General features: G+C 68.0%; 25 protein-coding genes. 11 read left to right on the forward strand and 14 right to left on the reverse strand.

Going from position 1 to position 25348, the window contains the following annotated elements; genetic code table 11:
- Positions 1–19 precede the first annotated feature (19 nt).
- Positions 20–697 (forward strand): ligase-associated DNA damage response endonuclease PdeM, encoded by a 678-nt coding sequence (pdeM, locus tag PGN23_RS01750; RefSeq protein ID WP_335301129.1) that lies wholly within the window; start codon positions 20–22, stop codon positions 695–697.
- An 18-nt stretch (positions 698–715) separates the two neighbouring features.
- On the opposite strand, the gene PGN23_RS01755 is transcribed toward pdeM, so the two are convergent.
- Positions 716–1942 carry a UbiH/UbiF/VisC/COQ6 family ubiquinone biosynthesis hydroxylase gene (locus tag PGN23_RS01755; RefSeq protein WP_335301130.1) on the reverse strand — a complete coding sequence of 409 codons (1227 nt, stop codon included), beginning with the start codon at positions 1940–1942 and terminating at the stop codon, positions 716–718.
- A 132-nt stretch (positions 1943–2074) separates the two neighbouring features.
- Between PGN23_RS01755 and PGN23_RS01760 the strand changes: the two genes are divergently transcribed.
- Complete coding sequence (locus PGN23_RS01760; RefSeq protein WP_335301131.1) at positions 2075–4381, forward strand: FtsK/SpoIIIE family DNA translocase; 2307 nt, start codon at positions 2075–2077, stop codon at positions 4379–4381.
- Positions 4382–4636: 255 nt separating this feature from the next.
- Here PGN23_RS01760 and PGN23_RS01765 read toward each other — a convergent pair whose 3' ends face one another.
- Positions 4637–5332, reverse strand: coding sequence for a dienelactone hydrolase family protein (locus PGN23_RS01765; RefSeq protein ID WP_335301132.1), 696 nt, complete (start codon positions 5330–5332; stop codon positions 4637–4639).
- Between the two features lie 130 nt (positions 5333–5462).
- Between PGN23_RS01765 and PGN23_RS01770 the strand changes: the two genes are divergently transcribed.
- From PGN23_RS01770 to PGN23_RS01795, 6 genes are read left to right on the forward strand one after another with little or no spacing between them, the layout of a single operon-like run.
- Entirely contained in the window at positions 5463–5708 is a 246-nt protein-coding gene (locus tag PGN23_RS01770) for a DUF6489 family protein (protein WP_335301133.1), read from the forward strand.
- Positions 5705–6979, forward strand: a complete 1275-nt coding sequence (gene mnmE / locus PGN23_RS01775; RefSeq protein WP_335301134.1) for a tRNA uridine-5-carboxymethylaminomethyl(34) synthesis GTPase MnmE — start codon at positions 5705–5707, stop codon at positions 6977–6979. Before PGN23_RS01770 ends, mnmE begins: the two co-directional genes overlap by 4 nt.
- A gap of 9 nt (positions 6980–6988) precedes the next feature.
- Entirely contained in the window at positions 6989–8704 is a 1716-nt protein-coding gene (gene mnmG / locus PGN23_RS01780) for a tRNA uridine-5-carboxymethylaminomethyl(34) synthesis enzyme MnmG (RefSeq protein ID WP_335301135.1), read from the forward strand.
- Positions 8701–9333 carry a 16S rRNA (guanine(527)-N(7))-methyltransferase RsmG gene (gene rsmG / locus PGN23_RS01785; RefSeq protein WP_335301136.1) on the forward strand — a complete coding sequence of 211 codons (633 nt, stop codon included), beginning with the start codon at positions 8701–8703 and terminating at the stop codon, positions 9331–9333. Before mnmG ends, rsmG begins: the two co-directional genes overlap by 4 nt.
- Positions 9315–10094 carry a ParA family protein gene (locus PGN23_RS01790; RefSeq protein ID WP_335301137.1) on the forward strand — a complete coding sequence of 260 codons (780 nt, stop codon included), beginning with the start codon at positions 9315–9317 and terminating at the stop codon, positions 10092–10094. The genes rsmG and PGN23_RS01790 overlap by 19 nt, the downstream gene beginning before the upstream one ends.
- Entirely contained in the window at positions 10091–11014 is a 924-nt protein-coding gene (locus tag PGN23_RS01795) for a ParB/RepB/Spo0J family partition protein (RefSeq protein WP_335301138.1), read from the forward strand. Before PGN23_RS01790 ends, PGN23_RS01795 begins: the two co-directional genes overlap by 4 nt.
- 92 nt (positions 11015–11106) lie before the next feature.
- Here PGN23_RS01795 and holA read toward each other — a convergent pair whose 3' ends face one another.
- From holA to PGN23_RS01815, 4 genes are read right to left on the reverse strand one after another with little or no spacing between them, the layout of a single operon-like run.
- Positions 11107–12117, reverse strand: coding sequence for a DNA polymerase III subunit delta (holA, locus tag PGN23_RS01800; protein WP_335301139.1), 1011 nt, complete (start codon positions 12115–12117; stop codon positions 11107–11109).
- Positions 12114–12623 carry an LPS assembly lipoprotein LptE gene (lptE, locus tag PGN23_RS01805; RefSeq protein ID WP_335301140.1) on the reverse strand — a complete coding sequence of 170 codons (510 nt, stop codon included), beginning with the start codon at positions 12621–12623 and terminating at the stop codon, positions 12114–12116. The genes holA and lptE overlap by 4 nt, the downstream gene beginning before the upstream one ends.
- On the reverse strand, positions 12620–15175 hold the full coding sequence (leuS, locus tag PGN23_RS01810) for a leucine--tRNA ligase (protein WP_335301141.1): 2556 nt from the start codon (positions 15173–15175) through the stop codon (positions 12620–12622). Before leuS ends, lptE begins: the two co-directional genes overlap by 4 nt.
- A 19-nt stretch (positions 15176–15194) precedes the next feature.
- Positions 15195–15629 (reverse strand): DUF3576 domain-containing protein, encoded by a 435-nt coding sequence (locus tag PGN23_RS01815; RefSeq protein WP_335301142.1) that lies wholly within the window; start codon positions 15627–15629, stop codon positions 15195–15197.
- Positions 15630–15887: 258 nt separating this feature from the next.
- Between PGN23_RS01815 and PGN23_RS01820 the strand changes: the two genes are divergently transcribed.
- Positions 15888–16565 carry a hypothetical protein gene (locus PGN23_RS01820; protein WP_335301143.1) on the forward strand — a complete coding sequence of 226 codons (678 nt, stop codon included), beginning with the start codon at positions 15888–15890 and terminating at the stop codon, positions 16563–16565.
- Positions 16566–16703: 138 nt separating this feature from the next.
- Here the strand turns inward: PGN23_RS01820 and PGN23_RS01825 are convergent, their stop codons facing one another.
- A complete protein-coding gene (locus PGN23_RS01825; RefSeq protein ID WP_335301144.1) occupies positions 16704–17219 on the reverse strand; it encodes a thiamine phosphate synthase in 516 nt (171 codons plus the stop codon).
- Positions 17220–17241: 22 nt separating this feature from the next.
- On the opposite strand from PGN23_RS01825, the gene PGN23_RS01830 reads away from it, so the two are divergent.
- Together PGN23_RS01830 and PGN23_RS01835 are read left to right on the forward strand one after the other, a co-directional pair.
- On the forward strand, positions 17242–17901 hold the full coding sequence (locus PGN23_RS01830) for a YggS family pyridoxal phosphate-dependent enzyme (RefSeq protein WP_335301145.1): 660 nt from the start codon (positions 17242–17244) through the stop codon (positions 17899–17901).
- Entirely contained in the window at positions 17898–18560 is a 663-nt protein-coding gene (locus PGN23_RS01835) for an HAD family hydrolase (RefSeq protein ID WP_335301146.1), read from the forward strand. The genes PGN23_RS01830 and PGN23_RS01835 overlap by 4 nt, the downstream gene beginning before the upstream one ends.
- Here PGN23_RS01835 and ribA read toward each other — a convergent pair.
- The 7 genes from ribA to hemE all read right to left on the reverse strand — a co-directional run bounded on the left by ribA (position 18557) and on the right by hemE (position 25115).
- The gene (gene ribA / locus PGN23_RS01840) at positions 18557–19561 is read right to left on the reverse strand and encodes a GTP cyclohydrolase II (protein WP_335302052.1); all 1005 of its coding nucleotides are present in this window, start codon (positions 19559–19561) and stop codon (positions 18557–18559) included. The genes PGN23_RS01835 and ribA overlap by 4 nt on opposite strands.
- 35 nt (positions 19562–19596) lie before the next feature.
- Positions 19597–20379 (reverse strand): exodeoxyribonuclease III, encoded by a 783-nt coding sequence (locus PGN23_RS01845; protein WP_335301147.1) that lies wholly within the window; start codon positions 20377–20379, stop codon positions 19597–19599.
- A gap of 256 nt (positions 20380–20635) precedes the next feature.
- Complete coding sequence (locus PGN23_RS01850; RefSeq protein WP_335301148.1) at positions 20636–21247, reverse strand: LolA family protein; 612 nt, start codon at positions 21245–21247, stop codon at positions 20636–20638.
- Between the two features lie 80 nt (positions 21248–21327).
- Positions 21328–22056, reverse strand: coding sequence for a TerC family protein (locus tag PGN23_RS01855; protein WP_335302053.1), 729 nt, complete (start codon positions 22054–22056; stop codon positions 21328–21330).
- A 128-nt stretch (positions 22057–22184) separates the two neighbouring features.
- Entirely contained in the window at positions 22185–23441 is a 1257-nt protein-coding gene (gene rho / locus PGN23_RS01860; protein ID WP_335301149.1) for a transcription termination factor Rho, read from the reverse strand.
- A gap of 175 nt (positions 23442–23616) precedes the next feature.
- A complete protein-coding gene (locus PGN23_RS01865; RefSeq protein WP_335301150.1) occupies positions 23617–24075 on the reverse strand; it encodes a CopD family protein in 459 nt (152 codons plus the stop codon).
- Positions 24072–25115 carry a uroporphyrinogen decarboxylase gene (gene hemE / locus PGN23_RS01870; RefSeq protein ID WP_443019738.1) on the reverse strand — a complete coding sequence of 348 codons (1044 nt, stop codon included), beginning with the start codon at positions 25113–25115 and terminating at the stop codon, positions 24072–24074. Before hemE ends, PGN23_RS01865 begins: the two co-directional genes overlap by 4 nt.
- Positions 25116–25348: the final 233 nt, after the last annotated feature.

A 25348-nucleotide genomic window follows, 5' to 3' on the forward strand; every position in this document is an offset into this window, starting at 1 on the left:
GTAGGGCATGGCCTACGGGATGGTTCCCGTTCCGTTCGCCACGCTGTCGTTCGCCGGCCATGACTTCCGCGCGCTGCCGCAGGGCGCGCTGTTCTGGCCCGCACGCCGCGCGCTGCTGGTCGCGGACCTCCATCTGGAGAAGGCGAGCTGGTTCGCGCGCGGTGGGCAGATGCTGCCGCCGTACGATTCGATCGCGACGCTGGGCGAATTGTCCGCGCTGGTCACGGCAACCGGCGCGCAAGAGGTGTGGTGCCTGGGCGACAGCTTCCACGATGTCGCCGGATGCGATCGCCTACCCGCGCAGGCGCGTGCGCTCCTCACCGCGCTGACCGGCGCGACGCGCTGGACCTGGATCACCGGAAATCACGACCGCGCCTATGTCGACCGTTGCGGCGGCGCCGTCGTGGACGAGGCGGCGGTCGACGGCCTGATCCTGCGCCATGAGGCGCAACGCGGCGAGGCGCGCCCGGAACTGTCGGGCCACTTCCATCCCAAGCTGCGCGTCCGTGTCCGTGGCAAGATGATTGCCCGCCGTTGCTTCGTGGCGACGGCGACGAAGCTGATATTCCCCGCCTTCGGCGCGCTGACCGGCGGCCTCGACGTCACGCATCCCGAAATCGTCCGCGCGACGGGGGGCAGCGGCGAGGCGCTGGTCGCGCTGGAGGACCGCCTGCTCCGGTTCCCGCTGGCCGCGTAGCGCCTCCGCGGCCCCGGCTCAGACCATGACCCCCATCAGCAGCTTCGGCAGCTGTCCGCTCTCCCCGCGCGCCTCCGCCATGAAGCGATCCTTCAGCGGGGGCAGGCGGTCGACCGCGGAAATGCCGAACCGCCGCACCGCGCTCGCCGTCCTGCCCGGCAAGCCGAACAATCGCGTCAGCGTATCCGTCGCCGCCGCCACCATGAACGTGTCGAGCGCGCGCCAGTTCTGATACCGCGCCAGCAGCTGAGCATCGCCCGCCTGCAGCCCCAGCCGGCGTCCCTCGACCAGCACCTCGACCAGCGCGGCGACGTCGCGATAGCCCAGGTTCACCCCCTGCCCCGCGATCGGATGAATGCCGTGCGCCGCATCGCCGACCAGCACCAGCCGCTCGTCGGTAATCCGGGCGGCATGGTGGAAGCCCAGCGGGTAGCTGGCGCGCGGCGAGGCATGCGACAGCGCCCCCAGGAACCCGCCCATCCGCTTCTCCGCCTTGGCCAGAAACCCGCGGTCGCCCAGTTTCAGCATCCCCGCGGCATGCTCGCTCGCCACCGTCCACACGATCGCGGAGCGGTGACCGATCTCGTCGTCGGGCAGCGGCAGCAGCGCGAACGGCCCGGAGGAATAGAAGATTTCGTACGCGATATTCTCGTGGCTGCGCTCGTGATGGAACGCGCCGATGATCGCGGCATGGTCGTACTGCCACCGCGCCACCGCGATACCCGCCGCCTCGCGCGTCGGCGACTGCCGACCCTCCGCGGCGACCAGCAGGTCGGCCGTGACCGTCGCGCCCGACGACAGGGTCGCGCGCACGCCATGCGCATCGCGGTCCACCGATGTCGCGCGGGTCCGCATCCGCAGGTCGACGCGCTCGGCCGCCATCGCCGCCTCGTACAGCGAAGCGCGCAGCAACCGATTCTCGTACATCGTCCCCAGCGCGGCATCGTCCGCGTCCGGGATGAAATCCAGCTTGCCCGGCGCCAGTCCGTCGCTGACGCGGATCTGGCGGATGGCGCAACCCTTCCCCGCCAGCGCCGCGCCGACGCCGATCGCGTCGAGCATCTTGTGGCTGGCGCTCGCCACCGCGCTCGCGCGACCGTCGAAACCGGCGGTCAGCGTGACCGCCGGGTCGGCGGGATCGACCACGATCGCGGAAAGCCCGTGGCGGTCGAGCGCCACCGCCAGCGCGCTGCCCACCAGCCCGCCGCCGAGGATGAGGACGTCTGCATGGTCTGCCTGGTTCATGGTCCTGCCCTACGCGTCCGTCACGCCTCTGCCAACCGCGCGCCGGGGGCTGGCGGGCGCGCGCCATCTTGACGCCAGACTCGCCCGCGCGGAGAATACGCGCACTTTCACACATCGTTGCGGGGTTGGGGTATGGCGACGCGGGCGGATCCGCCGCTGTGGCGCGAAACGATCAAGGCGGGCGTGGTGCGCAGCGGCGTGGTCGCGACGGCGGTGGCGCTGGCCGGCGGCACCATCGCGGCCGCGCTCAGCCTGGCGAGCTACAGCCCCGGCGATGCTGCGTTCAACACTGCATCGGCGGGGGTGACCGGCAATCTGCTGGGGTCGCCCGGGGCATGGTTCGCGGATCTCGCGCTGACCATCTTCGGCCCCGCCGTCGCGCTGCTGTTGCCGATCGCGCCGGTCGTCGCGATGCGGCTGTGGCGAGACCAGCCGGCGGGCGAATGGTGGCGGATGCTGCGTTTCGCGCTGCTCGGCGTGGCGCTGATGGCGGTCGCGCTCGGGTGCGTCGCGCCCGGCGCGGTGCCGGCGCTGCCGTTCGGCTGGGGCGGGCTCGTGGGGCTCGGCACCGTCGGTGCGGTGCGCGCCGGTTTCGGCATGGTCGGCGATGCGCAGGTCACGTGGTGGGGCGTCGTCGCGCTCGGCATCGTCGCGGGCATTGCCGGAGCGGTCGTCTGGGGTCGCAGCCTCGAGATCGACTTCGCCCGCTTCGCACCGCGCCCCCGGCTGCAGCGCGCTCGCGCCGGTGACGACGCCGACGACATGCCGGAGGAGGATGAGGACGATGCTCCCTTCACCCTCGCCCGCGCGCCCGCCCCGCGCGCGGTGGCGCAGCCGGACGACCGCCCCGCCCCGGTCATCGGCGAGCGCACCGTCGCGCCGTCGGCCGCCCGCGCGCAGCCGCAGTCGCAACAGCGGCTCGACCTGCGCGACAGCTTCGTCCTGCCCTCGCTCGACCTGCTGACCCCGGCGCCCGCGAACCAGTCGAACCCGATCGACAAGGCCGCGCTGGAGCGCAACGCGCGCCTGCTGGAGACGGTGCTCGACGACTTCAACGTGAAGGGCAACATCACCGAGGTGCGCCCCGGCCCCGTCGTGACCATGTACGAGCTGGAGCCGGCGCCCGGCATCAAGGCGACCCGCGTCATCAGCCTGGCCGACGACATCGCGCGCAACATGTCCGCGATCTCCGCGCGCGTCGCGACGATTCCCGGGCGTACCGTCATCGGGATCGAGCTGCCCAACGCGCGGCGCGAGATGGTGTCGCTCCACGAACTGGTCGCCAGCCAGGCGTTCGAGGATCAGTCGGCACAGCTGCCCGTCATCCTGGGCAAGAACATCGCCGGCGATCCCGTGATCGCCGACCTGGCCCCCATGCCGCACCTGCTCGTCGCGGGCACCACCGGCTCGGGCAAGTCGGTCGGGCTGAACGGCATGATCCTGTCGCTGCTCTATCGGCTCACCCCGGATCAGTGCCGGATGATCATGATCGATCCGAAGATGCTCGAGCTGAGCATGTACGACGACATCCCGCACCTGCTCTCCCCCGTCGTCACCGATCCCGCCAAGGCGGTCCGCGCGCTGAAATGGGCGGTGGAGACGATGGAGGATCGCTATCGCCAGATGTCGTCCGTCGGGGTGCGCAGCCTCGCCAGCTTCAACGACAAGGTCCGCGCCGCGCGCGCCAAGGGCGCCCCGCTCGGTCGCCGGGTCCAGACGGGCTATGGCGAGAACGGCCAGCCGATCTACGAGGAGGAGCAGCTCGACTACGACGTTCTGCCGCAGATCGTCGTCATCGTCGACGAGCTGGCGGATCTGATGATGACCGCAGGCAAGGAGGTCGAATTCCTGATCCAGCGGCTGGCGCAGAAGGCGCGCGCCGCGGGGATCCATCTCATCATGGCGACGCAGCGGCCGTCGGTCGACGTCATCACCGGGGTCATCAAGGCGAACCTGCCGACCCGCATCAGCTTCCACGTCACCAGCAAGATCGATTCGCGCACCATCCTGGGCGAGCAGGGCGCCGAGCAGCTGCTGGGCCGCGGCGACATGCTCTACATGCCCGGCGGCAAGGGCATCGTCCGCGTCCACGGCCCCTTCGTCAGCGATGACGAGGTACGCGCCGTCACCGATCACTGGCGCGCGCAGGGCACCCCCGATTACATCCAGTCGGTGACCGAGGAACCGGAGGAAAGCTTCGCGCTCGACGGCGCGCCGACCGGCGAGGACACCGCGGAGGACCAGCAGTATCGCGCCGCGATCGCCCTGGTGTGCGGCAGCCAGAAGGCATCGACCTCCTGGCTCCAGCGCCAGCTGCGCATCGGCTACAATTCGGCGGCGCGCCTGATCGAGCGGATGGAGAAGGACGGCATCGTCGGCCGCCCCGATCACGTCGGCCGGCGCGAGGTGCTGCGCGACACCGACGGCAACCCGACCTGAGCCGATTTGCGAGTCCCGACAAAAGCCGTTATATTGCGGCCACTTGCCGGGACCACCCGGACGAATGTGGCCCGGCCTCTTGATGGAGAGGATGGGCCATGACCCTGACACAAGCATCCCACGACGGAGCCGTGGCCGCTGCCATGCTCGTGACGATGGCGCTGGCGGTGTTCGTCGCGCAGATGATCGCGACCGGCCTGATCGCGCTGGGCGAGTGGGCGATCGGCTGAACGCACCAGCCGACCGCCGATACCGTCAGCCGAGATGTTCGGCGAAGAACGCCGTCGTGCGGGCGTCCGCCTGCTGCGCCGCCGCATCGGAACGCCGCGCGCCGAACTCGGTCGCGAAGCCATGGTCTTCGCCCGGATAGTCGACCAGCGTCACCTTGGGGTGATCGTCCAGCCCCTCGTGCATCCGTGCCTGCGTGTCCTTGTCGACGAAGCCGTCGTCACCGGCGATGTGGAGCAGCAGCGGGTGCGCGATCGCATTCTTCTCGCCCAGCAGCCCGTCGACCCCGACCGCATAATAGCCGACGCTGGCATCCACGTCGGTCCGGGCCGCCGTCATATAGGCCAGGCGGCCGCCCAGGCAGTAGCCGACCGCGCCGACCTTCTTCCCACCCGATGCCTCGCGTGCATGACGGATCGTCGCCTCGATATCGCGGATGCCGCCGTCCTGGTCGAACTTTCCCATGAGCGACAAGGCGCGCTGCATTTCCTCGGGAACGTCGGGGTCCAGCTCGATCCCCGGTTCCATCCGCCAGAACAGGTCGGGCGCGACCGCCAGATAGCCGTCACGCGCCAGTGCGTCGCACTTGCTGCGGATCCCGGCGTTCACCCCGAAAATCTCCTGGATGACGACGATCGCGGCGCGCGGGGTGCCTTCGGGCGTCGCCTGATAGGCGGGCATGCTCTGTCCGTTCAATGTGGCGATCGTGATGTTCGTCGTCATGCAGGCTCTCCCTCGATCCGATGATCCCATGCCCGATTCGTGCGACCGTTGCGAAACACCCCGGTTCGCGGGCATATACGCGCCTCACGCTAATGCGCGCCCCTCGCGCGCTCAAGGGAGCGCGATCAGGATGAAGGTGACGATCGAAGCCGACTGCACGCCCGAGGAAGTGCGCCGGATGATGGGACTTCCCGACCTCACCCCGCTCCACGATCACTATATCGCCAAGATGCAGGAAGCGATGGAGAAGGGCACGATCGGCCCGGAGATCATGGGGGCGATGCTCAAGAGCTGGGCACCCGCCACCGATGCCGGAATGGACATGTGGCGGCAGTTGTTTTCCGCCACCGGCACCGGGACCAAGTCGGGCGGGTGACCGACACGATCTTCGCCTTGTCGAGCGGGCGTCCGCCGGCCGCGATCGCGGTCATGCGGATCAGCGGGCCGCGGGCGGACGCTGCGCTCGGCACGTTGGCCGGATCCCTTCCCGCTCCCCGGACGGCATCGCTCCGCGCCTTGCGCGATCAAGCCGGAGATCTGCTCGACCGCGCGCTGGTCATCCGCTTTCCCGGTCCGGCGACCGCCACCGGCGAGGATCTGGTCGAGCTCCATCTGCATGGTGGGCGCGCCATCGTCGCATCGGTCGAGCAGGAGTTGAGCCGGCTGCCCGGGCTGCGCCTCGCCCAGCCGGGAGAGTTCACCCGCCGCGCGTTGCAACACGGTCGGTTGGATGTGATCCAGGCCGAGGGGCTGGCCGACCTGCTCGAGGCCGAAACGGAAAGCCAACGGCGTGTCGCGATAGCGGCGAGCGAAGGCCGCGTCAGCCAGACCGCGCGCGAATGGCTGGGCCGCGCGGCGGACATCGCCGCCCGCGTCGAGGCGGAGCTCGACTTCGGGGACGAGGACGACGTTGCCTCCCATGCCGGCTACCACCCCGCGTCCGACGCCGGCGCGTTGGCGTGCGACATCGAATACGCGCTCGCGCAACCGAGCGTCGAACGCCTCCGTGACGGGATAACGGTCGTGCTCGCGGGGCCGCGCAATGCCGGGAAGTCGTCGTTGTTCAACGCGCTGCTTCAGCGCGACGCCGCCATCGTCACCCCGATCGCCGGCACCACGCGTGATGTGCTGGAGGCCGTGGTGTCGCGGGCCGGGATCCCCTATCGACTCGTTGATACCGCAGGGTTGATCGGGGACACGACAGACGAGGTCGAGCGGATCGGCATCTCGCGGGCACGTGACCTTATCGACCGGGCGGACCTCGTCCTGTGGCTCGGCGTACCGGACGATGCACCGTCGAACGCGTTGAAGGTTGCGAGCCAATGCGACCATCGCCGGCCCACGGACGAGCATGACATTGCGACGTCGGTCCATGTGCCTGAAACGGTCGACGCCCTCTGGACGGCGATCGACCAGCGGTGCCGCATCTATGTGGGGTGGAGCGACGGCATGGCCTTTCGGGAGCGGCAGCGGGAGGATATGGCATCCGCGGCCCGGGAGCTCCGCTGCGCCGCCAACGAAGACGATCCCTTGCTACAGGCCGAGCACCTGCGCCTTGCGACACGGTGGCTCGCCCGATTATTGGGCATCGACGCCGCGGAGGAAATGCTCGACGCATTGTTCCGCCGCTTCTGTCTCGGTAAATAGGCGTTCCACGTGAAACAATTTGATGTCGTCGTCGTCGGAGGCGGACATGCCGGCACCGAAGCCGCAGCCGCGGCCGCGAGGCGGGGCGCTTGCGTCGCGCTCATCTCCCAAGCCAAAAGCCAGATCGGCACCATGTCGTGCAATCCCTCGATCGGCGGCCTCGGAAAAGGCCATCTCGTTCGCGAGGTTGACGCCTTTGATGGCCTGATGGCGCGAGCCGCGGACGATAGTGCCATCCACCATCGCATGCTCAACCGATCGAAGGGCCTTGCCGTCCAGGGACCGCGCATTCAGGCAGATCGCACGCGCTATCGGAATTCGATCGCCCGCCAGCTGTCGACCTATCAGAATCTCACCATCGTGGAGGGTGAGGTCGTCGACCTTGTCGTCAGCGGCGATCGTGTGATCGGGGCGATACTGGCGGAGGGTGATACCGTACGATCCGGCGCTGTGGTGCTCGCGACGGGCACCTTTCTGGGGGGCAAGATCTTTCGCGGTGAAGAACGTCTCGACGGCGGGCGCGTAGGTGAAAGCGCTGCGCATCGGCTTGCGGCGCGGCTACGCGACCTCGCTCTTCCGATGCATCGTCTCAAGACTGGCACCCCTCCCCGCCTGGACGGACGAACGATCGATTGGGGTCGCCTCGCGCCGCAGCCAAGCGATGACGACATATGGTGGATGTCGACGATGCCGGCGGCTGAGCGTCTGCCGCAACTGGCATGTGCCATCACGCGAACCACGCCAAGAAGCCATGATATAGTCCGGCGGGGACTGGCATCCTCCCCACTCTTCGGCGGCGCCATCGAAGGTCAGGGCCCACGCTATTGCCCGTCGATCGAGGACAAGATCCATCGCTTCGGCGACCGCGACGGTCACCAGATATTTCTCGAGCCCGAAGGCCTGGACGATCATCTCGTCTATCCCAACGGCATCTCGACATCCCTCGATGCTCGGGTCCAGCAGGAGATGGTCACGAGTGTGCCCGGGCTTGAGCGCGCTCGTATCACCACGATGGGGTATGCCGTCGAATACGATCACCTCGACCCCCGGTCGCTGGACCACCGGCTCGCCCTTCCCCAACTGAAGGGATTGTTCTGCGCTGGCCAAATCAACGGCACGACGGGCTATGAGGAGGCTGCTGCACAAGGACTGATCGCCGGGCTTAACGCCGCCGCCCATGCGTGCGGTCTGCCCCATGTCACCATCGACCGCGCGGCGGGCTACATCGGAGTGATGATCGACGACCTCGTTCTGCAAGGCGTCACTGAACCATATCGAATGCTCACAGCAAGGGCGGAGTTTCGACTTTCCCTCAGAGCCGACAATGCGGAGACGCGCCTTTCTACCATCGCGATGGAGGCGAACTGCCTCAGCGGACAACGGCTGTTTCACGTGGAACGGCGACGCGAGCTTCGCGATCGGGCCAGGAGCGGCGATACCAACATACCCGTAAAGGATATCGACATCCTTCGGGAGGTTGAAGAGGACGCTCGCTACGCCCCCTATGTGGCACGGCAGGAAGAAGAGGTGGCACGCATTCGGCGTGACGAAAAGATTGTGCTTCCGCCCGCGACGTCATTGTCGGATGTGCCGGGGCTTTCGACAGAAATGATCGATCGTCTAAGGTCTTCGGCTCCGAGCACGCTTGGCGAGGCATCGCGGATAAGAGGAATTACGCCTGCGGCACTCGCTGCGCTATGGCTGCACGCGCGGAAAGCATCATGAACGAGGACGACGCGCACGATTGGGTGTCAGAGCGGTTCGGGGCTGCGGCCGTTGACCGTCTCCGCCACTATGAAGATATCCTGCTAACGGAAAGTGAGCGCCAAAACCTCATTTCACGTGGAACGATCCCGTCACTGTGGACCCGACACATCGTCGACTCAGCGCAGCTTATCGCCTTTGCGCCGGGCGATGCCAGCCGCTGGTGCGATATCGGAAGTGGCGCGGGGTTGCCGGGGCTCGTCGTGGCGATACTGCTACCAATAGAGGTGGTACTCGTCGAACCCCGGCGCAAGCGAGCTGAATTTCTGGCGGATGCCGCGAGCACACTTGCCCTCCCAAACGTTCAGGTCTCTCAATCGATGATCGAGAAGACGACCCTAGCTGGAAGGATAGATGTCATTTCAGCTCGCGCCGTCGCGCAACTCGACACAATTTTCCAGCTGACGAGCCATCTGGCTTCTTCCGCCACCCGTTTCATCCTGCCCAAGGGGCGGTCGGGTGTGGATGAGCTTGCGTCGGTGAAGCGTAACTGGCAAGGCGTGTTCCACGTGGAACAGAGCGTTTCAGACGCGGAATCCATCATTGTCATCGCTGACGGAGTGACGCGACGATGTTCTGCATCGCGGTAGCCAATCAAAAGGGCGGTGTCGGTAAGACGACGAGCGCCATCAATATCGCGACCGCGCTCGCGGCGTCCGGCCACTCGGTACTTCTGATCGATCTTGATCCGCAAGGTAACGCATCGACCGGCCTGGGCATTGCGCAGAACAAGCGCCAGCGGTCGAGCTATCACGCCCTGATCGATCGCGGCGGTCTGGTGGAGGCCGTTGTCCCGACGGGTATTCCGCACCTCGATGTCGTCCCGGCGACGGTCGATCTGTCCGGCGCGGAGATCGAGTTGGTCGATCTGGAGCAGCGAACGCATCGCCTCCATCGAGCGATCGAAGGGGCGTCCCGGCATTGGGATATCGTCCTGATCGACTGCCCGCCGTCCTTGGGTCTGCTGACCATCAACGCGATGGTCGCTGCCGATGCCCTCCTCGTGCCGCTTCAGTGCGAATTTTTCGCCCTGGAGGGGTTGAGTCAGCTTCTCAACACGGTCGAGCGGATACGATCGCGTTTCAATCCGTCCCTATCGATCCTGGGTGTTGCGCTGACGATGTACGATCGCCGCAATCGACTGACCGAACAGGTGTCGACCGATGTCCGTGCCGTTCTGGGCAAGGTCGTATTCGACACCGTTATCCCCCGTAACGTGCGCCTGTCGGAGGCCCCGAGCCATGGCCTGCCCGCCCTCATCTACGACCATCGTTGCAGTGGATCGGAAGCGTATATGGCACTGGCGCGAGAGGTCATCCAGCGTCTGCCCCGCCAGGAGGCCGCGGCATGAGCGACGCATCTTCCCGGCGGAACCGGGGCGGTCTCGGCCGCGGTCTCAACGCGCTGTTGGGTGATGTGGCGCAGGACGAGCGCGAAACGGCATCGGACGGCGCCGCTCGTGGGTCGGTCCGGATGATCCCGGTCAGCGCGATCGCCCCTCATCCCGATCAGCCGCGTCGTCACTTCGACGAACATGCGCTGGAGGAACTGTCACAGTCGATCGCCGAGCGCGGCGTGATCCAGCCGATCATCGTCCGGCCCCATGGCCACGATTATCAGATCGTTGCGGGCGAGCGCCGCTGGCGTGCGGCACAGCGCGCACGCCTTCACGAAGTTCCGGTCGTCGTCCGCGACTATAGCGACAGCGAGACGCTGCAGATCGCGCTGCTGGAGAATATCCAGCGGCAGGACCTCAACGCGATCGAGGAAGCTCAGGCTTACCAGCGGCTGCTCGACGAATTCGGGCATACGCAGGAAGCGTTGGCCCGTGCCGTCCACAAGTCGCGCAGCCATGTCGCTAACCTGTTGCGATTGCTCGATCTTCCTTCCGAAATTCAGGCTCGGGTGGTGGAGGGATCGCTGACCATGGGCCACGCCCGCGCGATTCTGGGGGCGGCCGACCCGATCGCGCTCGCCGATCAGGTCGTCGCACAGGGCCTGTCGGTGCGTCAGACCGAGAAGCTCGCCGCCGACGTGAAGCGGGGAACGTCGGGCGACGAGAGCAAGCGCGCTCGTGGCATCTCGGGCAGCGTCCATGGCAGCACGGGCAGTGCCGACATTGAGGCGCTGGAGCGCCAGCTAGCCGATCTGCTCGGGCTCAACGTCCATATCGTCTTCGCCCCCGACGGGCATGGCTCGATCACGCTCGACTACAGCACCCTCGAACAGCTCGATATGGTGTGTCAGCGTCTCAGCGGCGAGCGGATCTAGCCCCTCACGGTCGATCGCGGCGGCTTGCAGTCACTTTACGCCCGGAGACCTCAAAGACCGGCTACGCTTCGTGATCCCGTGAAAGGATCGCCCTATCGCTTCGCCCGTCGCGCCAGGCGGAGCAGAAACGCATCCGCGACGACCCGTCCCGCCAGCCCCGCGCCCATGACCTCCCGCTCGGTACGCCGCGCCGCCATCAGCGCGGCCTGAAGGTCGGGAAGCGTCCAGCGCCTCACCGCCGCCGCCGTGGCTGCCTGCTCCTTCCAGAACACGCCCCGACGCTTCATCGCCTGTTCCGCCGGCTCGCCGCCCTCCATCGCCTGCTTCAACTCTGCGAGCATCGTCAATCGCCGCGCCAGCGCGCGCAGGATCGGGATCGGGGAGACATCCGGGCCCGTGCCACGCAGCGCCTCGAGCAGCGGGCCGACGTCGCCGCCGGTCGCCGCCAACACCACGTCGCCCATCTCGCCGTCGACGAGTTCCGCGCCGATCGCCTCCAACGCGGCCTCGTCCGCCTCCTGCGGACGGTCTGGCGCCGCATCCAGATAGAGCGCCAGCTTCTCGACCTCACGCGCCATGATCGCGCGGTCGCCATCCGCCGCACGGGCGATCCGTTGTGCCGCCGCCGGTATCAGCCGAAGCCCCTCCCCCCGCGCCAGCTCCGCAACGAGCGCGGCGACATTGCGGGCATCCGGCGGATAGCAGGCGAAGGCCAGCACCCGGTCCGACTCGATGCCCGCCTTCACCAGCTTGCCGGTCGCCTTCACGGTCGGCGCGATCATCACCGCTGGATTGCCGGCGGCGGGCGCTGCCAGCAGCCCCTCCACCGCCTCCAGCGACTCCTCTCCCGCCGTGGTGATGCGGATGTGTCGGGCCTCTCCGAACAGGGATATCGCCGCCGCCTCGTCCGCCAGCCGCGCCGGGTCGCTCCGCAGCGTCGCACCGTCGAGGTCGATCCGCTCCGCCCCCTCCCCCAGCGCGCGCGCCAGCCGAGCCGCGAACGCCATCGCCGTGGATTCGTCGGGGCCGTGGAGCAGATAGAGCCGGATATCCGCCGGCGGACGATCCAGCGCAGCGGTCAGCCGCGCCTCGGTCGCCTTCATCGCCTGGCGGGCGCCGGCGCCTGCACGCGCCGCGCATATAGAGCGAGGCGTGCGACGATCTGATCCGCCACCGTGTCCGACAGGCGTTCCAGCGCGCTGCTTTCTGCCGCGATCGTCGCATATTCGGAGCCGACGACGTCGATCCCCGCGTCGGACCCCGCGGTCGCGTCGACCAGCACCGTCCCCTGCGCGGCATCGACCAGCTGGTAGCGGGCCCGCAACGTCCGCCGCTCGCGCGACACCGCATCATCGGCCCGCGCGCCCAGCCCGACGATCGTATCGTCCAGAACGACATTCAGCCGATACCGCGCCGGCCCCTCGCCCAGCGCCGCCAGCCGGTCGCGCAGCGCGTTCGCGACCAGCCAGCCCGACTTGCCCTGGATCGGCGCCACCTCGATCCCGGACAGGGTCGCCGCGATCGGCCCCGCGGTGCTGCCGCTATACAGCGGCGTCAGTCCGCACGCCGACAGCGCCACGGGCAGCAGCAAGGCAGCGAGCGCCCTCACGCGACCAGGTTCACCAGACGATCGGGCACGACGATGACCTTGCGCGGGGCCTTGCCCTCCAGCGCGCGGACGATCTTCTCCGACGCCAGCGCGGCGGCCTCGACCTCCTCTTTCGGCATGCCCTTGGGTAGCATCAGCGTATCACGCAGCTTGCCGTTGACCTGGATCGCGATCGTCACCTCGTCATCGACCAGCATCGCCGGATCGACCGCGGGCCAGGCGGCGTCGGCGATCAGCCCGCTTCCGCCCGCGAGCGCCCAGGCTTCCTCCGCCAGATGCGGCACCATCGGCGCGGACAACAGGACGAGCGTCCGCACCGCCGCCCGCCGCTCGACCGAGGGGGGCGCCTTCTCGATCGCGCTGGTCAGCGCATAGAGTGCCGCGACCGCCTTGTTGAACTGCAATCCCTCGACCGCGGCATGCACCGCGGCGGTCGTGCGATGGACCTGCTTGCGCAGGGCCAGGTCGTCCCCCTCGACCGGCGCGGCGTCGGGCGACAGCTCGGCATCGACCAGCCGCCAGAGCCGCTGGACGAAGCGCCACGCGCCCTCGATCCCGTTCTCGCTCCATTCCAGATCGCGTTCCGGCGGCGAGTCGGAGAGCATGAACCAGCGGACCGCGTCCGCGCCGTACTGATCCACGATCGGCTCGGGATCGACCGTGTTCTTCTTGGACTTGGACATCTTCTCGACGCGGCCGCGCCGGATCGGGATCGACGCACCGTCCTCGGTCTGCGCGAACAGCGCCCCGCCCTCGCCGACGATCAACGCGTCCGGGGATATCCAGAGGGCACCGGGAGGTCCCGCATAGTCGGGGATGTCGAGCTGGTACGTCTCATGCGTGACCATACCCTGCGTGAACAGCCCGGTGAACGGCTCCGCCAGGTCGATCAACCCGACATGACGCAGCGCCCGCGTCCAGAAGCGCGCGTAGAGCAGGTGGAGGATCGCATGCTCGACCCCGCCGATATACTGCCCCACCGGCAGCCAGCTCTCGGCCACCGCACGGTCGAACGGACGATCCTCGGGCTGGCTGGCGAAGCGGATGAAATACCACGACGAGTCCGCGAACGTGTCGAGCGTGTCGGTATCGCGCAGCGCATCGGCCCCGCAGGACGGGCACGCGACATGCTTCCACGTCGGATGGCGATCGAGCGGGTTGCCCGGCACGTCGAAGGTCACGTCCTCCGGCAGCTCCACCGGCAGCTGCTCGCGCGGCACCGGCACCTCGCCGCACGCCGCGCAATGGATGATCGGGATCGGGGTGCCCCAGTAGCGCTGGCGGCTCACCCCCCAGTCGCGCAGCCGCCACACGGTGGTGCCGTGTCCCCAGCCGCCGTCTTCGGCGCGGCGGATGACCTCGCGCTTGGCGTCGACCACGTCCATGCCGTCGAGAAAATGCGAATTGACCAGCGTCCCCGCGCCCGTCCACGCCTCGTCCCCGTCGAAATCGGGGTCGGTCCTATCGCCGTCCGATACCACGCGCCGGATCGGCAGCGCATATTTGGAGGCGAAGTCGAAATCGCGCTGATCGTGCGCCGGCACCCCGAACACCGCGCCGGTGCCATAATCCATCAGGACGAAGTTCGCGATGAACACCGGCAGGTCGCCCGCCCCGAACGGGTGAGCGGCGGTGATCCCGGTATCGAAGCCCAGCTTTTCCTGCGTTTCCAGCTCGGCGGCGGTCGTGCCGCCCTGCTTGCACCGCTCGACGAAGGCCGCCGCGTCGGCATTCGCTGCCGCCACCGCGCGCGCGATCGGGTGATCCGCCGCCACCGCGACGAAGCTGGCGCCGAAGATCGTGTCCGGGCGCGTGGTGAAGACCTCGACCGAGCCGCCGTCCGACAGCGCGAACCGGAATTGCAGCCCCTGGCTCTTGCCGATCCAGTTCTCCTGCATCAGCCGCACCTTGTCGGGCCACTGGTCCAGCCCCGCCAGCCCGTCGAGCAGGTCGTCGGCGAACTGCGTGATCTTCAGGAACCACTGCGACAGCTTGCGCTTCTCGACCAGGGCGCCGGAGCGCCAGCCGCGCCCGTCGATCACCTGCTCGTTCGCCAGCACGGTCATGTCGACCGGGTCCCAATTGACCGCCGATTCCTTGCGATAGACCAGCCCGGACGCGTAGAAGTCGAGGAACAGCGCCTGCTCGTGCCCGTAATAGCTGGCGTCGCACGTCGCCAGCTCACGCGTCCAGTCCAGCGCGAAGCCCAGCCGCTTCAGCTGCGCCTTCATCGTCGCGATGTTCTGGCGGGTCCACGCGCCCGGATGGACACCCTTCTCCATCGCCGCATTCTCGGCCGGCATCCCGAACGCGTCCCACCCCATCGGGTGGAGCACCTCGTGCCCGGTCATGCGCCGGTGCCGCGCCAGCACGTCGCCCATCGTATAGTTGCGGACGTGTCCCATGTGGATCTTCCCCGAGGGATAGGGGAACATCTCCAGCACGTACGTCTTCGGCTTGGCGCTATGGTCGTCGGCCGCGAAGGTGCGCGCCTCGTCCCACGTCTTCTGCCAGTGCGCGTCCGCCTTCAGCGCGTTGAAACGGGAGGCCATCGTCGGTCGTCGCCCCGCCTCAGCCGGTGATCGCACCGCGGCGCAGGTCGCGCGCACGGGTCAGGATGATGTCTTCGAGCTTCTGCGTCGTCGCCGCCTCGACCGGGGCGGACACCCATTGCCCGCCGCGGCTGACCTCGCGCAGCGCGGCGACGCGGACGGCATCGGCGCGCAGGTCCTGGTCCAGGATCGACACCGTCACCTTCATCCGCTCGCCGGGCAGCTGCGGATTGACGTACCAGTCGGTCACCACCACGCCGCCGTTGGAATCGGTCTGGAGCAGCGGCATGAAGCTCAGCGTGTCCAGCGTCGCCCGCCACAGATAGCTGTTGACGCCGATCGTCGTGACCCGGGACGCGGCCAGGTCACCCTCGGGTCGGCCACCGCGACCGCCGCAGGCGGAGAGAGCCAGAGCGGCGCTGAGCGCGACCGCAAGACGCGAGGGGCGGAACATCGGCATCGTCCTTCAGGAAAACGGGCAGGAAAACGGACAAGCCATCGCTCTACCCGCGCGCCTCACCCCCCGCAAGCGCGCCACATTGTGGACATAGTGCAACAGCCCGTCGAAAAGCGCCCGCGAGATGGCGCGTCGGTCATGGACTCGGAACCGAATCCTGATAGGTCCACTCTATCGATCGGCAGGTAAGGTGCCGATCAAAGGGGATGGGAACGAATCGTGGCTGTGCGTCGCCACATCGCTGTAGGGGTCGTCGTGGCATCGCTTGCCGCGGCCGCTGCGGCCGTTCCTGCGGTGGGCTTCGCCGACAACAGCGCACGTGTCGCCCGCAAGGCCCCTGTCCTGCCGCGCAGCGCCGGCTCCTTCACCCCGTCGGCGGCCGATCCGAAGCTGGCGGCGCTGTTCGCACGCGGTGGGCTGGATTCGACCGACTTCCGCTTCACGCCGTCGGAGGCACGCAACAGCAATCGCTCGATCACGGTCGCGGTACGCGCGCGTTCGTCGACCGCGATGAATCGCGACACGACCCGCTTCGCGGCCACGGCGCCGACCATCGGCGTCGCCCCGATCGCCTACAATCTGGGCGTCGCGGTGGGATGGAAGCGGTTTGCCGTCTCGGGCGACGTGGCGAAGGTCGACCTGGGTGTCGTCCCCGGCAGCCGGGAGGCGGCAGACGTCGCGCTCAGCTATTCGGGCAACAAGTGGACAGGCCGCCTCAGCGCCACGGCCGATCGCGCCCTGCCGGGCAGCGTCCGATCGCTGGAGGAGCCGCAGAGCTATTCGCTCGATGTGGGCGGCAGCTATTCGATCACCCGCAACATCGACCTGACGGCCGGCATGCGCCTCAAGAGCGAGCGCGACCGCCTGACCCGTATCGACGACGACCGCCGCGACAGCCAGGCCGTCTACGTCGGCACCGCCTTCCGCTTCTGACACGCTGCGGTCGGGGGTCGGCCGCGCATCCACTGACACGCCGTCGTCGGGCGACGGCGCGCGTCCTGTTGCGAGAGTGCGGCACAGACCTTCTCCGCGTCTCCGCGCGAACCAGCCGTCTTCGCGGCGCCGCATGGATCACGACCAGCCGTCGATCGCAGCGAACCCGGAGAACCCCAACCCCCGCACCCGCCGGAACCGCCGCTCGTTCATCCCACCGAGCGCGATCAACGGCACGCCCAGCCCGCGCCCGATGATTGCGGCCCGCAGCGGACCTCGCACCCCCGCGCCCGGATGCGACCGCGTCGCAAACACCGGCGACACGAACAACACTCGCGCCCCCGCACGAACGCCCCGCACCGCCTCGGCCCGGTCGTGCGCCGGCCAGGTCACCAATCCCTGCCCGCGCCGCGCATGGACGCCCTGCTCGCCCGCCATCCGCACCGCCCCTGCCCGCACCATCACCAGCCCGCGCCGCCGCGACACTCGCCGTACCTGCGCGAACAGCCGCCTTCGTTCGCCCGGCGGAGTCGCATAATGGCGAAACACCACCCCGCCACCGCGCGGCAGCCGCTCGAGCGCATCCCACAGCGCCTCGCCCATGCGTTCGTCGGTGAACAGCCAGCGGGTCGGGACGGGGTGGCGGCGCTGCATCGCGGCCCGTATAGCGCGCGCGATGAACTCTGCCGACCAACTAGGCGCGATCCGCGCGCGCATCGCCCACACCGCGAAGATCGCGCGGCGCGATCCGGCCGACGTCACGCTGATCGCCGTGTCCAAGACCCAGCCCGAAGAGGCGATCCGCCCGCTCCTGGCCGCCGGCCACCGCGATTTCGGTGAGAACCGCGTCCAGGAGGCGCAGGCCAAATGGCCCGCATTGCGCGACGCCTTTCCGGGCGTCCGATTGCACCTGATCGGCCAGCTCCAGTCGAACAAGGCCGCCGATGCGGTCGCGCTGGCCGACGCGATCCACGCCGTCGACCGCCCCTCGCTCGTCACCGCGCTCGCGCGCGCGATGGAGGCCGCCGCGCGACGTCCCGACTGCTTCCTCCAGGTCAACATCGGGGAAGAACCGCAAAAGGGCGGCTGCGCCATCGCCGACCTCCCCGCTTTGCTCGAGCAGGCACGCGGCGCCGATCTGCCCGTCGCCGGGCTGATGTGCATCCCGCCCGCCGGGCTGGAGGCGGCGCCCTATTTCGCGCTCTTGTCGAAGATCGCCCGCGACCATGGCGTCACCGGGCTCAGCATGGGCATGTCCGACGATTTCGAGACCGCGGTGATGCTGGGCGCGACCCACGTCCGCGTCGGCTCGGCACTGTTCGGGGCCCGCGCGTGACCCGCTTCGCCGCGCTGCTGTTCGACTTCGACGGCGTGCTGATCGAGAGCGAGTATAGCGGCAACCGCCACATCGCCGAGTATCTGACCGACATCGGCCACCCGACCACCGCCGAACAATCCATGGCGAAGTTCATGGGGCTGGCCGGCGCCGACTTTCTGGCGGCGGTGGAGGGCTGGATCGGCTGCCCCCTGCCCGAGGATTTCCACGCCCGCCGCCAGCTCGAAAACGAGCGCTGCCTGGCCGAGGGGATCGAGGAGGTCGCCGGCGCGGTCGCCTTCGTCCGCTCCCTGCCCGCCACCCTGCCGCGCGCGATCGTCTCGTCCAGCCGGGTGGGCTGGATCCGCACCCACCTGATGCATCTCGGCATCGCCGATGCGTTCGAACCGCACCTGTATTCCGGCAGCGAGCATGTCGCCCGCGGCAAGCCCGCCCCCGATCTGTACCTCCACGCCGCCGAACGGCTCGGCGTCCGTATCGGGGATTGCGCCATCATCGAGGACTCGCCCGTCGGTGCGACCGGCGCGGTCGCCAGCGGGGCCTATGTCATCGGATTGGTCGCCGGGTCGCATTGCGGCCCGGACCATGCCGATCGGTTGCGCGCGATCGGCGTCGACGCCATCGCCCGCGATTTCGCAGAGGTCGCCGCGCTGCTCTAAAGCTGGTGCCCTGTACGGTCGCGCTTCGTCGCCAGATACCGCGCATTGTGCGGGTTGGCGGGCAGGAAGTGCGGCACGCGCTCGACCACCGACACCCCTGCCGCCTCCAGTCCGGCGACCTTGGCGGGGTTGTTCGTCAACAACCGCACCCTTTCCTGCCCCAGGAGACGCAACATCCGCGCCGCCACGCCGAAGTCGCGCGCATCGATCGCGAACCCCAGCCGCGTATTGGCATCGACCGTATCGAACCCCTGGTCCTGCAACGCATAGGCGCGCAGCTTGTTGACCAGCCCGATCCCGCGCCCCTCCTGCCGCAGGTAGAGCAGGATGCCCCATCCCGCGGTCCGGATGGCGGCGATCGCCGCATCCAGTTGCGGCCCGCAATCGCACTTCAGGCTCCCCAGCACGTCCCCGGTCAGGCACTCGCTATGCAGCCGCACCAGCGGCGCCTGACCGTTGGGCGTCCCGATCAGCAGCGCGACATGCTCGTCGGCGCTTTCCGGGGTGCGGAATGCGACAACTTCGGCATCTTCCGCCTGCGCCACCGGAAGCCGCGCGCGCACCGCCAGCCGCAGCCGCGTCGCATCCTCATGCGCATCGATGTCGCCGATCGTCACCGAAACCTCGGGCGCGGCCGTACCACCGACGAAGAACGCCGGCAGCAACCCCGCCACCCGCGCCAGCCGCAAGGCGGCTGCCAGAATATCGTGCGGTTCCGGCGGGACGGTGCGGAACGGACCCTTCATCGGCATGGTCAGATCCAGCTGCGGGTCCGACAGCGCGGTCGCCATCGCCATGTCGAACCACGGCGCCCGCTCGATCAGCACCGGCCGGTCCGGATCGGCCGCCGCACGCTGGTTGGTCAGCTTCAGCGTCTCCGCGCGCCCGCTGGAGATCAGGATCGCGTAATCGTCGCCGAATGACGCCAGCCGATCCGCATCCGCGGTCTCCACCGCCAGCATCGTCACGTCGCCGATCGCGATCGGCCAGCCGCGCCGCATCGCGTCGATCGCGCGGGCCGCGTTGCGCGCGTCGCTCACCAGTCGAACTCGGTCATGATCGGTACGTGGTCGGACGGCTTCAGCCAGCTGCGGCAATCCTCGAACACGGTATGCCCGCGTGCGGTCGCCGCCACCTGCCCTGTCGCCCACATATGGTCCAGCCGCCGCCCGCGATCGTTCTTCGTCCAGTCGGGCGAGCGATAGCTCCACCAGGTGTGCAGCCGCGCCGGTGCCGGATGGAAATGGCGCCCCAGGTCGACCCAGTCGTTCGACGCCTTGAGCCGATCGAGCGCCTCGACCTCGATCGGCGTGTGGCTCACGACCTTCAGCAGCGCCTTGTGGCTCCACACGTCGCTGGGCAGCGGCGCGATATTGAAATCGCCGGTCAGGATCGTCGGCACGTCCAGCCCCTCCGACCAGCGCGTCATCCGCTCGACGAAGTCCAGCTTCTGCCCGAACTTCGGGTTCACCTCGCGGTCGGGCACGTCCCCGCCGGCCGGGACATAGACGTTCTCCAGCCGCACCCCGTTCGGCAGCCGGACGCCCAGGTGCCGCGCCTCGCGATTGGCCTGCCAGTCGAGCCGGTCGTCCTCCACCACCGGCACGCGTGCGATCGTCGCCACGCCGTGATGCATCCGCTGGCCGTGGAGCAGGACATGCTCGTAGCCCAGCGCGCGGAATGCCTCGACGGGAAAGTCGGTGTCGATCACCTTGGTTTCCTGAAGACACAGCACGTGCGGCTGCACCTCGCGCAGGAATCGCTCGACGATGTCGAGGCGAAAGCGGACCGAGTTGATGTTCCAGGAGACGATCTTCACGCGGATGTCGTTAGACCGCGGCCCACGGGGGGACAAGGGTCGCCCCGCGGCGGTTAGGCCTCCCGGGCGCCCCGTCGCAAACGGAATGGCCCCCGCTCCGGGGGCAAGGAGCGAGGGCCGACCGGCGTTCGTCACGCAGGCGGGACGGGGAATGTTCCGGGCAACAGGGGGAAAATCCCGGTAGCACCCCCGACCGCGATCCGGCTTCTAGGTCACCGTCCCTGTCGCTTCGATGAACGGAACCGCCGGTCTTCGTTCAGCCTGCGCGGCCCTGCCTCCGCGGGTCGTTCCAGCGGAACGTTCCGTCGCTCACCGGCGCATTGAACTTCTGATCCGACAGCCGGATCGTCGTGCGGTTCCCCTGGCTGTCGAGCGCCACCCAGCCGCTCAGCAGCAACCCCGCGGGCGCCGCGGCGCTGCGCTGGAACACCAGGGTGATCCGCCCGTACTCGGGATGCTTCGGGTCGTAGGCCTCGACCGACAGCACGGCGGGGTTCGGCGACGGCACGACCTTGGCGAACGTCGACAGGTCGCGACGGGGATCCAGCAGCACGCCCAGCGGCGAATTGCCGATCGGCCAGCGCTGGACCTGGCGCACCGAATAATCGATGAAGGTCAGTGCCTTGCCGTCGCCGACGATCAGCAGCGGCACGCCCTTCTGATACTGGAAGCGAATCCTGCCCGGCTTCTTCAACGTCAGCGTGCCGGTCAGCACCTGTCCGTTACGATCGGTCTGGCTGAACGCGGCCGTCATCGTCTCGACGCTCGACAGGTGGCGCTGCACCGCGACCAGATCGGGGTTGACCTGCGCCGCGGCGGGAACGGCGACGAGGCCGGCCGCAGCCAGCGGAAGTAGGAAGCGATTCATGCACACTCCGGGATTGAGCATCGTGCGATGCCACGACCGCTTTGAACGCGCACTGAACTGGACGGTTCAGATGGGGCGGTTCAGGTGAAGAGCGAGATGATACCCGGCGTGTTCTCCCCGCCGACCCAGCCTTCGTGGATCATGCGGAACGCCACGAACACGATCACCGCCAGCCCGACATAGGCGATCCAGCGATAGCGATCGATGATCCGGGCGATGAAGTTCGCGGCCAGACCCATCAGCGCGACCGACAGCAGCAGCCCGATGACCAGGATTCCGGGATGCTCTCGCGCCGCCCCCGCGACCGCCAGCACGTTGTCGAGGCTCATCGAGACATCGGCCACCGCCACGGCCCAGGCGGCAGAGGCGAACCCCCTGGCCGGGGTGAGCGCGGCGCTCTCGCCGTCCATCTCGGACGCGTCCGGGCTGTGGCTGCCGTGACGGATCTCGCGCCAGAATTTCCAGCTGACCCACAGGAGGAGCAAGCCGCCCGCGAAGATCAGACCGACGAGTCCCATCAGCCAGGTGACGATCAGCGCGAAGAAGATCCGCAGCACCAGCGCCGCGCCGATGCCGATCAGGATCACCTTCTTGCGCTGATCCGCAGGCAGTCCCGCCGCCAGCGCGCCGACGACGATCGCATTGTCGCCCGCCAGCACCAGGTCGATCATCAGCACCGAACCGAATGCGGCCAGCGCCGAGGGATCGGACAGGTTGGAGAAATCGGCGACGATATGCTGCCATATGTCGCCGAGCGACCCCGGCCCCTGGATCGAGCCCGCAGCGGCTGAGCCTGCTGCGGCAAGCATGGCGATCAGGCTCAAAACGTCACTCCCCGTGTTCGACCGGCATCAATGATGCGCCGGGGCATAACGTTCCGCGGCGGGAATGTCATAGCGGGAACGATGGCGTCCCCCCACGGACCCGGCGCCGAGCCCTATTGGTTCATGCTGTCGAAGAAGTCGGCGTTGGTCTTCGAATCCTTCATCTTGCCGAGCAGGAATTCGACCGCGTCGACGGTCCCCATCTGCATCAGGATACGCCGCAGCACCCACATCTTGGACAGCTGATCCTTCTGCACCAGCAGCTCTTCCTTGCGGGTACCCGACTTGCCCACGTCGATCGCCGGGAAGATGCGCTTGTCCGCCACCTTGCGATCGAGCACGATCTCGGCGTTGCCGGTGCCCTTGAACTCCTCGAAGATCACCTCGTCCATGCGGCTGCCGGTGTCGATCAGCGAGGTCGAGATGATGGTGAGCGAGCCGCCCTCCTCGATATTGCGCGCCGCACCGAAGAAGCGCTTCGGCCGCTGCAACGCATTGGCGTCGACGCCGCCGGTCAGCACCTTGCCCGACGAGGGAACGACGGTGTTGTAGGCGCGGCCCAGGCGGGTGATGTTGTCGAGCAGGATCACCACATCCTTCTTGTGCTCGACCAGGCGCTTGGCCTTCTCGATCACCATTTCGGCCACCGCGACGTGGCGCGTCGCCGGCTCGTCGAAGGTGGAGGACACCACCTCGCCGTTCACCGTGCGCTGCATGTCGGTGACTTCCTCGGGGCGCTCGTCGATCAGCAGGACGATCAGGAACACCTCGGGATGGTTCGCGCTGATCGCACGCGCGATGTTCTGCATCATGATCGTCTTGCCAACGCGCGGCGGGGCGACGATCAGGCAGCGCTGGCCCTTGCCGATCGGTGCGACGACGTCGAGCACGCGGCCCGACTTGTCCTTCAGTGTCGGATCCTCGATCTCCATCTTCAGCCGCTCGTCGGGATAGAGCGGCGTGAGATTGTCGAAGTTGACGCGGTGACGGACCCGCTCGGGATCCTCGAAATTGACCTGGGTCAGCTTCACCAGCGCGAAATAGCGCTCGCCGTCCTTCGGCCCGCGGATCTCGCCCTCGACCGTGTCGCCGGTGCGCAAGCCGTGCTTCCGCACCTGGTTCGGACTGACGTAGATGTCGTCGGGACCGGCCAGGTAATTGGCCTGCGGCGAGCGCAGGAAACCGAATCCGTCGGGCAGCACCTCGATCGTGCCCTCACCCATGATCTGCTCGCCGTTCTCGGCCTGCACCTTGAGGATCGCGAACATCAGATCCTGCTTGCGCAGCGTCGACGCGCCCTCGACGCCCAGTTCCTCGGCCAGCTGGACGAGGTCGGCAGGCGCCTTCTTCTTCAGGTCTTTCAGGTGCATGGATATGTGTCCGAGATGATTCGGGTGTGGGAAGGATGCTCGACCGGCGACAGGAACATGCGCAGGGAATGTAGCTTAGGGGGACGAAGCTGACAGGAGCACGGCGCGACCAGGACGGCCGCATCGTGGGCGCGAGGTAGGAGTCGGCTGCGGCTTAGTCAAGCCGCGACGCGCGTCAGAACGGCTTCACGATCACCAGGATGACGATCAGCGTCACCGCGATGCCGGGGACTTCGTTCAGCATCCGCAGCGCCCGATTGGACACGCCGCGCCGTCCGCGCGCCAGCTTCTTCGAATAGCCGACCGCCCAGCCGTGATAGCCCGACAGCAGGAACACCAGCAGGATTTTGACATGAAGCCAGCCGAGCCCCGGCAGGCCGTCTGCAATACCGGCGTTGAGCGCGAGCAGCAGCCCCAGCAGCCAGACGATCACCATCGCCGGGGTCAGGATGATGCGGCGCAGCTTGCTTTCGCGGTCGATCCACCGCGCTTCCTCCGCGGCGTCGCCCAGCCCTTCCTGGTGATAGACGAGGTACCGCGGCAGCATGAACAGTCCCGCCATCCAGAAGATGACGAAAATCAGGTGCGCGGCCTTCACCCAATCGTAGGTCACGCCCAGGAATCCAGCGATCATGCGCCCCTCACTCGTGCCAGCAGCTGCTCGACATGCGCGATCGGCGTATGCTGCCCGATGCCATGCCCCAGGTTGAAGACATGCGGTCGCGCCGGGAACGCCGCCAGAACGCGATCGATCCCCCGATCGAGCGCCTCACCGCCGGTCAGCAGCGCCAGCGGATCGAGGTTCCCCTGCACCGGCAGTCCGACCGGCAGCACCGCATCGGCCCATACCGGATCGACCGTCTCGTCCAGCCCAACCGCATCCACCGCGGTACCGGCGGCATAGGCCGGCAGCTTGCCCCCCGCCCCCTTGGGAAAGCCGATCACGGGCACACCCGGACACCGCGCCCGCACGCCGTCGACGATCGCGCGGTTGGGTGCGATGACCCAGCGGTCGAACTGGTCGGGCGACAGGCTGCCGGCCCAGCTGTCGAACAGCTGCACCGCCTCCACGCCATTGGCGATCTGGCCCGCGAGATAGTCGATCGTCGTTGCCACGATCGCGTCCACGATCTGCCCGAACGCCGCCGGGTCGGCATAGGCGAAGCGGCGCGTCGCCTCCTGATCGCGGCTCCCCTGTCCGGCGACCATATAGGTCGCGACGGTCCAGGGCGATCCGGCGAACCCCAGGAAGGTCGTCTCCGGCCCCAGCATCCCCGCCACGCGCGCGACCGTCGCGTAGACCGGGTCGAGCCGCACCGGGACCGCTTCCAGCGACGCCAGTGCGTGGTCGACCAGCGCCGGCGCCAGCCGCGGTCCCTCGCCCGCGCCGAACGACAGATCCTGGCCCAGCGCCCAGGGAACCATCAAAATGTCCGAAAAGAGGATCGCACCATCGAACCCGAAGCGCCGGATCGGCTGGATCGTCACCTCGGCCGCGGCCACCGGATCGGTCGCCAGCGCCAGGAAGCCGCCCTTGTCGGCTCGCAGCGCGCGATATTCCGGCAGATAGCGCCCGGCCTGCCGCATGAGCCACACCGGGGGACGTTCGCGTCGCTCGCCCTTCAGGACGCTCAGCAAGGGCTTTTCCACGATCGGGCGACCATCCTTCTTCAGTAAATGGATTCTTAAGAGAGTTGTTGCTGATGTAGGCGCGTTGGTTGCGGGGCTTATGCGGTCGTCCCGGAAATGCCAACAGCTTGACCGCGCGGACTCCGCGGCGGCTGCGGGATTCGATTCGTTCGTCCCCGTTATCCACAGCCTGTGGAGGAACCGCGGCGCTGGGGACGGGATTGTGGACGAATCGCCGTCCATCCACGTCGCGATCGGACGCTTGGCCGGGTGGCGAA

It is taken from the genome of Sphingomonas adhaesiva (assembly GCF_036946125.1).
Lineage (GTDB): Bacteria > Pseudomonadota > Alphaproteobacteria > Sphingomonadales > Sphingomonadaceae > Sphingomonas > Sphingomonas adhaesiva_A.

Coding starts and splice junctions, on each gene's coding strand:
- holA (WP_335301139.1), bottom strand. CDS start 12,117: ATGAAGGCGACCGAGGCGCGGCTGACCGCTGCGCTGGATCGTCCGCCG.
- PGN23_RS01770 (WP_335301133.1), top strand. CDS start 5,463: ATGAAGGTGACGATCGAAGCCGACTGCACGCCCGAGGAAGTGCGCCGG.
- PGN23_RS01830 (WP_335301145.1), top strand. CDS start 17,242: ATGAACTCTGCCGACCAACTAGGCGCGATCCGCGCGCGCATCGCCCAC.
- PGN23_RS01760 (WP_335301131.1), top strand. CDS start 2,075: ATGGCGACGCGGGCGGATCCGCCGCTGTGGCGCGAAACGATCAAGGCG.
- PGN23_RS01795 (WP_335301138.1), top strand. CDS start 10,091: ATGAGCGACGCATCTTCCCGGCGGAACCGGGGCGGTCTCGGCCGCGGT.
- pdeM (WP_335301129.1), top strand. CDS start 20: ATGGTTCCCGTTCCGTTCGCCACGCTGTCGTTCGCCGGCCATGACTTC.
- PGN23_RS01765 (WP_335301132.1), bottom strand. CDS start 5,332: ATGACGACGAACATCACGATCGCCACATTGAACGGACAGAGCATGCCC.
- PGN23_RS01825 (WP_335301144.1), bottom strand. CDS start 17,219: ATGCAGCGCCGCCACCCCGTCCCGACCCGCTGGCTGTTCACCGACGAA.
- PGN23_RS01790 (WP_335301137.1), top strand. CDS start 9,315: ATGTTCTGCATCGCGGTAGCCAATCAAAAGGGCGGTGTCGGTAAGACG.
- rsmG (WP_335301136.1), top strand. CDS start 8,701: ATGAACGAGGACGACGCGCACGATTGGGTGTCAGAGCGGTTCGGGGCT.
- PGN23_RS01850 (WP_335301148.1), bottom strand. CDS start 21,247: ATGAATCGCTTCCTACTTCCGCTGGCTGCGGCCGGCCTCGTCGCCGTT.
- rho (WP_335301149.1), bottom strand. CDS start 23,441: ATGCACCTGAAAGACCTGAAGAAGAAGGCGCCTGCCGACCTCGTCCAG.
- PGN23_RS01815 (WP_335301142.1), bottom strand. CDS start 15,629: ATGTTCCGCCCCTCGCGTCTTGCGGTCGCGCTCAGCGCCGCTCTGGCT.
- PGN23_RS01865 (WP_335301150.1), bottom strand. CDS start 24,075: ATGATCGCTGGATTCCTGGGCGTGACCTACGATTGGGTGAAGGCCGCG.
- PGN23_RS01755 (WP_335301130.1), bottom strand. CDS start 1,942: ATGAACCAGGCAGACCATGCAGACGTCCTCATCCTCGGCGGCGGGCTG.
- leuS (WP_335301141.1), bottom strand. CDS start 15,175: ATGGCCTCCCGTTTCAACGCGCTGAAGGCGGACGCGCACTGGCAGAAG.
- PGN23_RS01855 (WP_335302053.1), bottom strand. CDS start 22,056: ATGCTTGCCGCAGCAGGCTCAGCCGCTGCGGGCTCGATCCAGGGGCCG.
- ribA (WP_335302052.1), bottom strand. CDS start 19,561: ATGCGGCGCGGCTGGCCGATCGCGATCGGCGACGTGACGATGCTGGCG.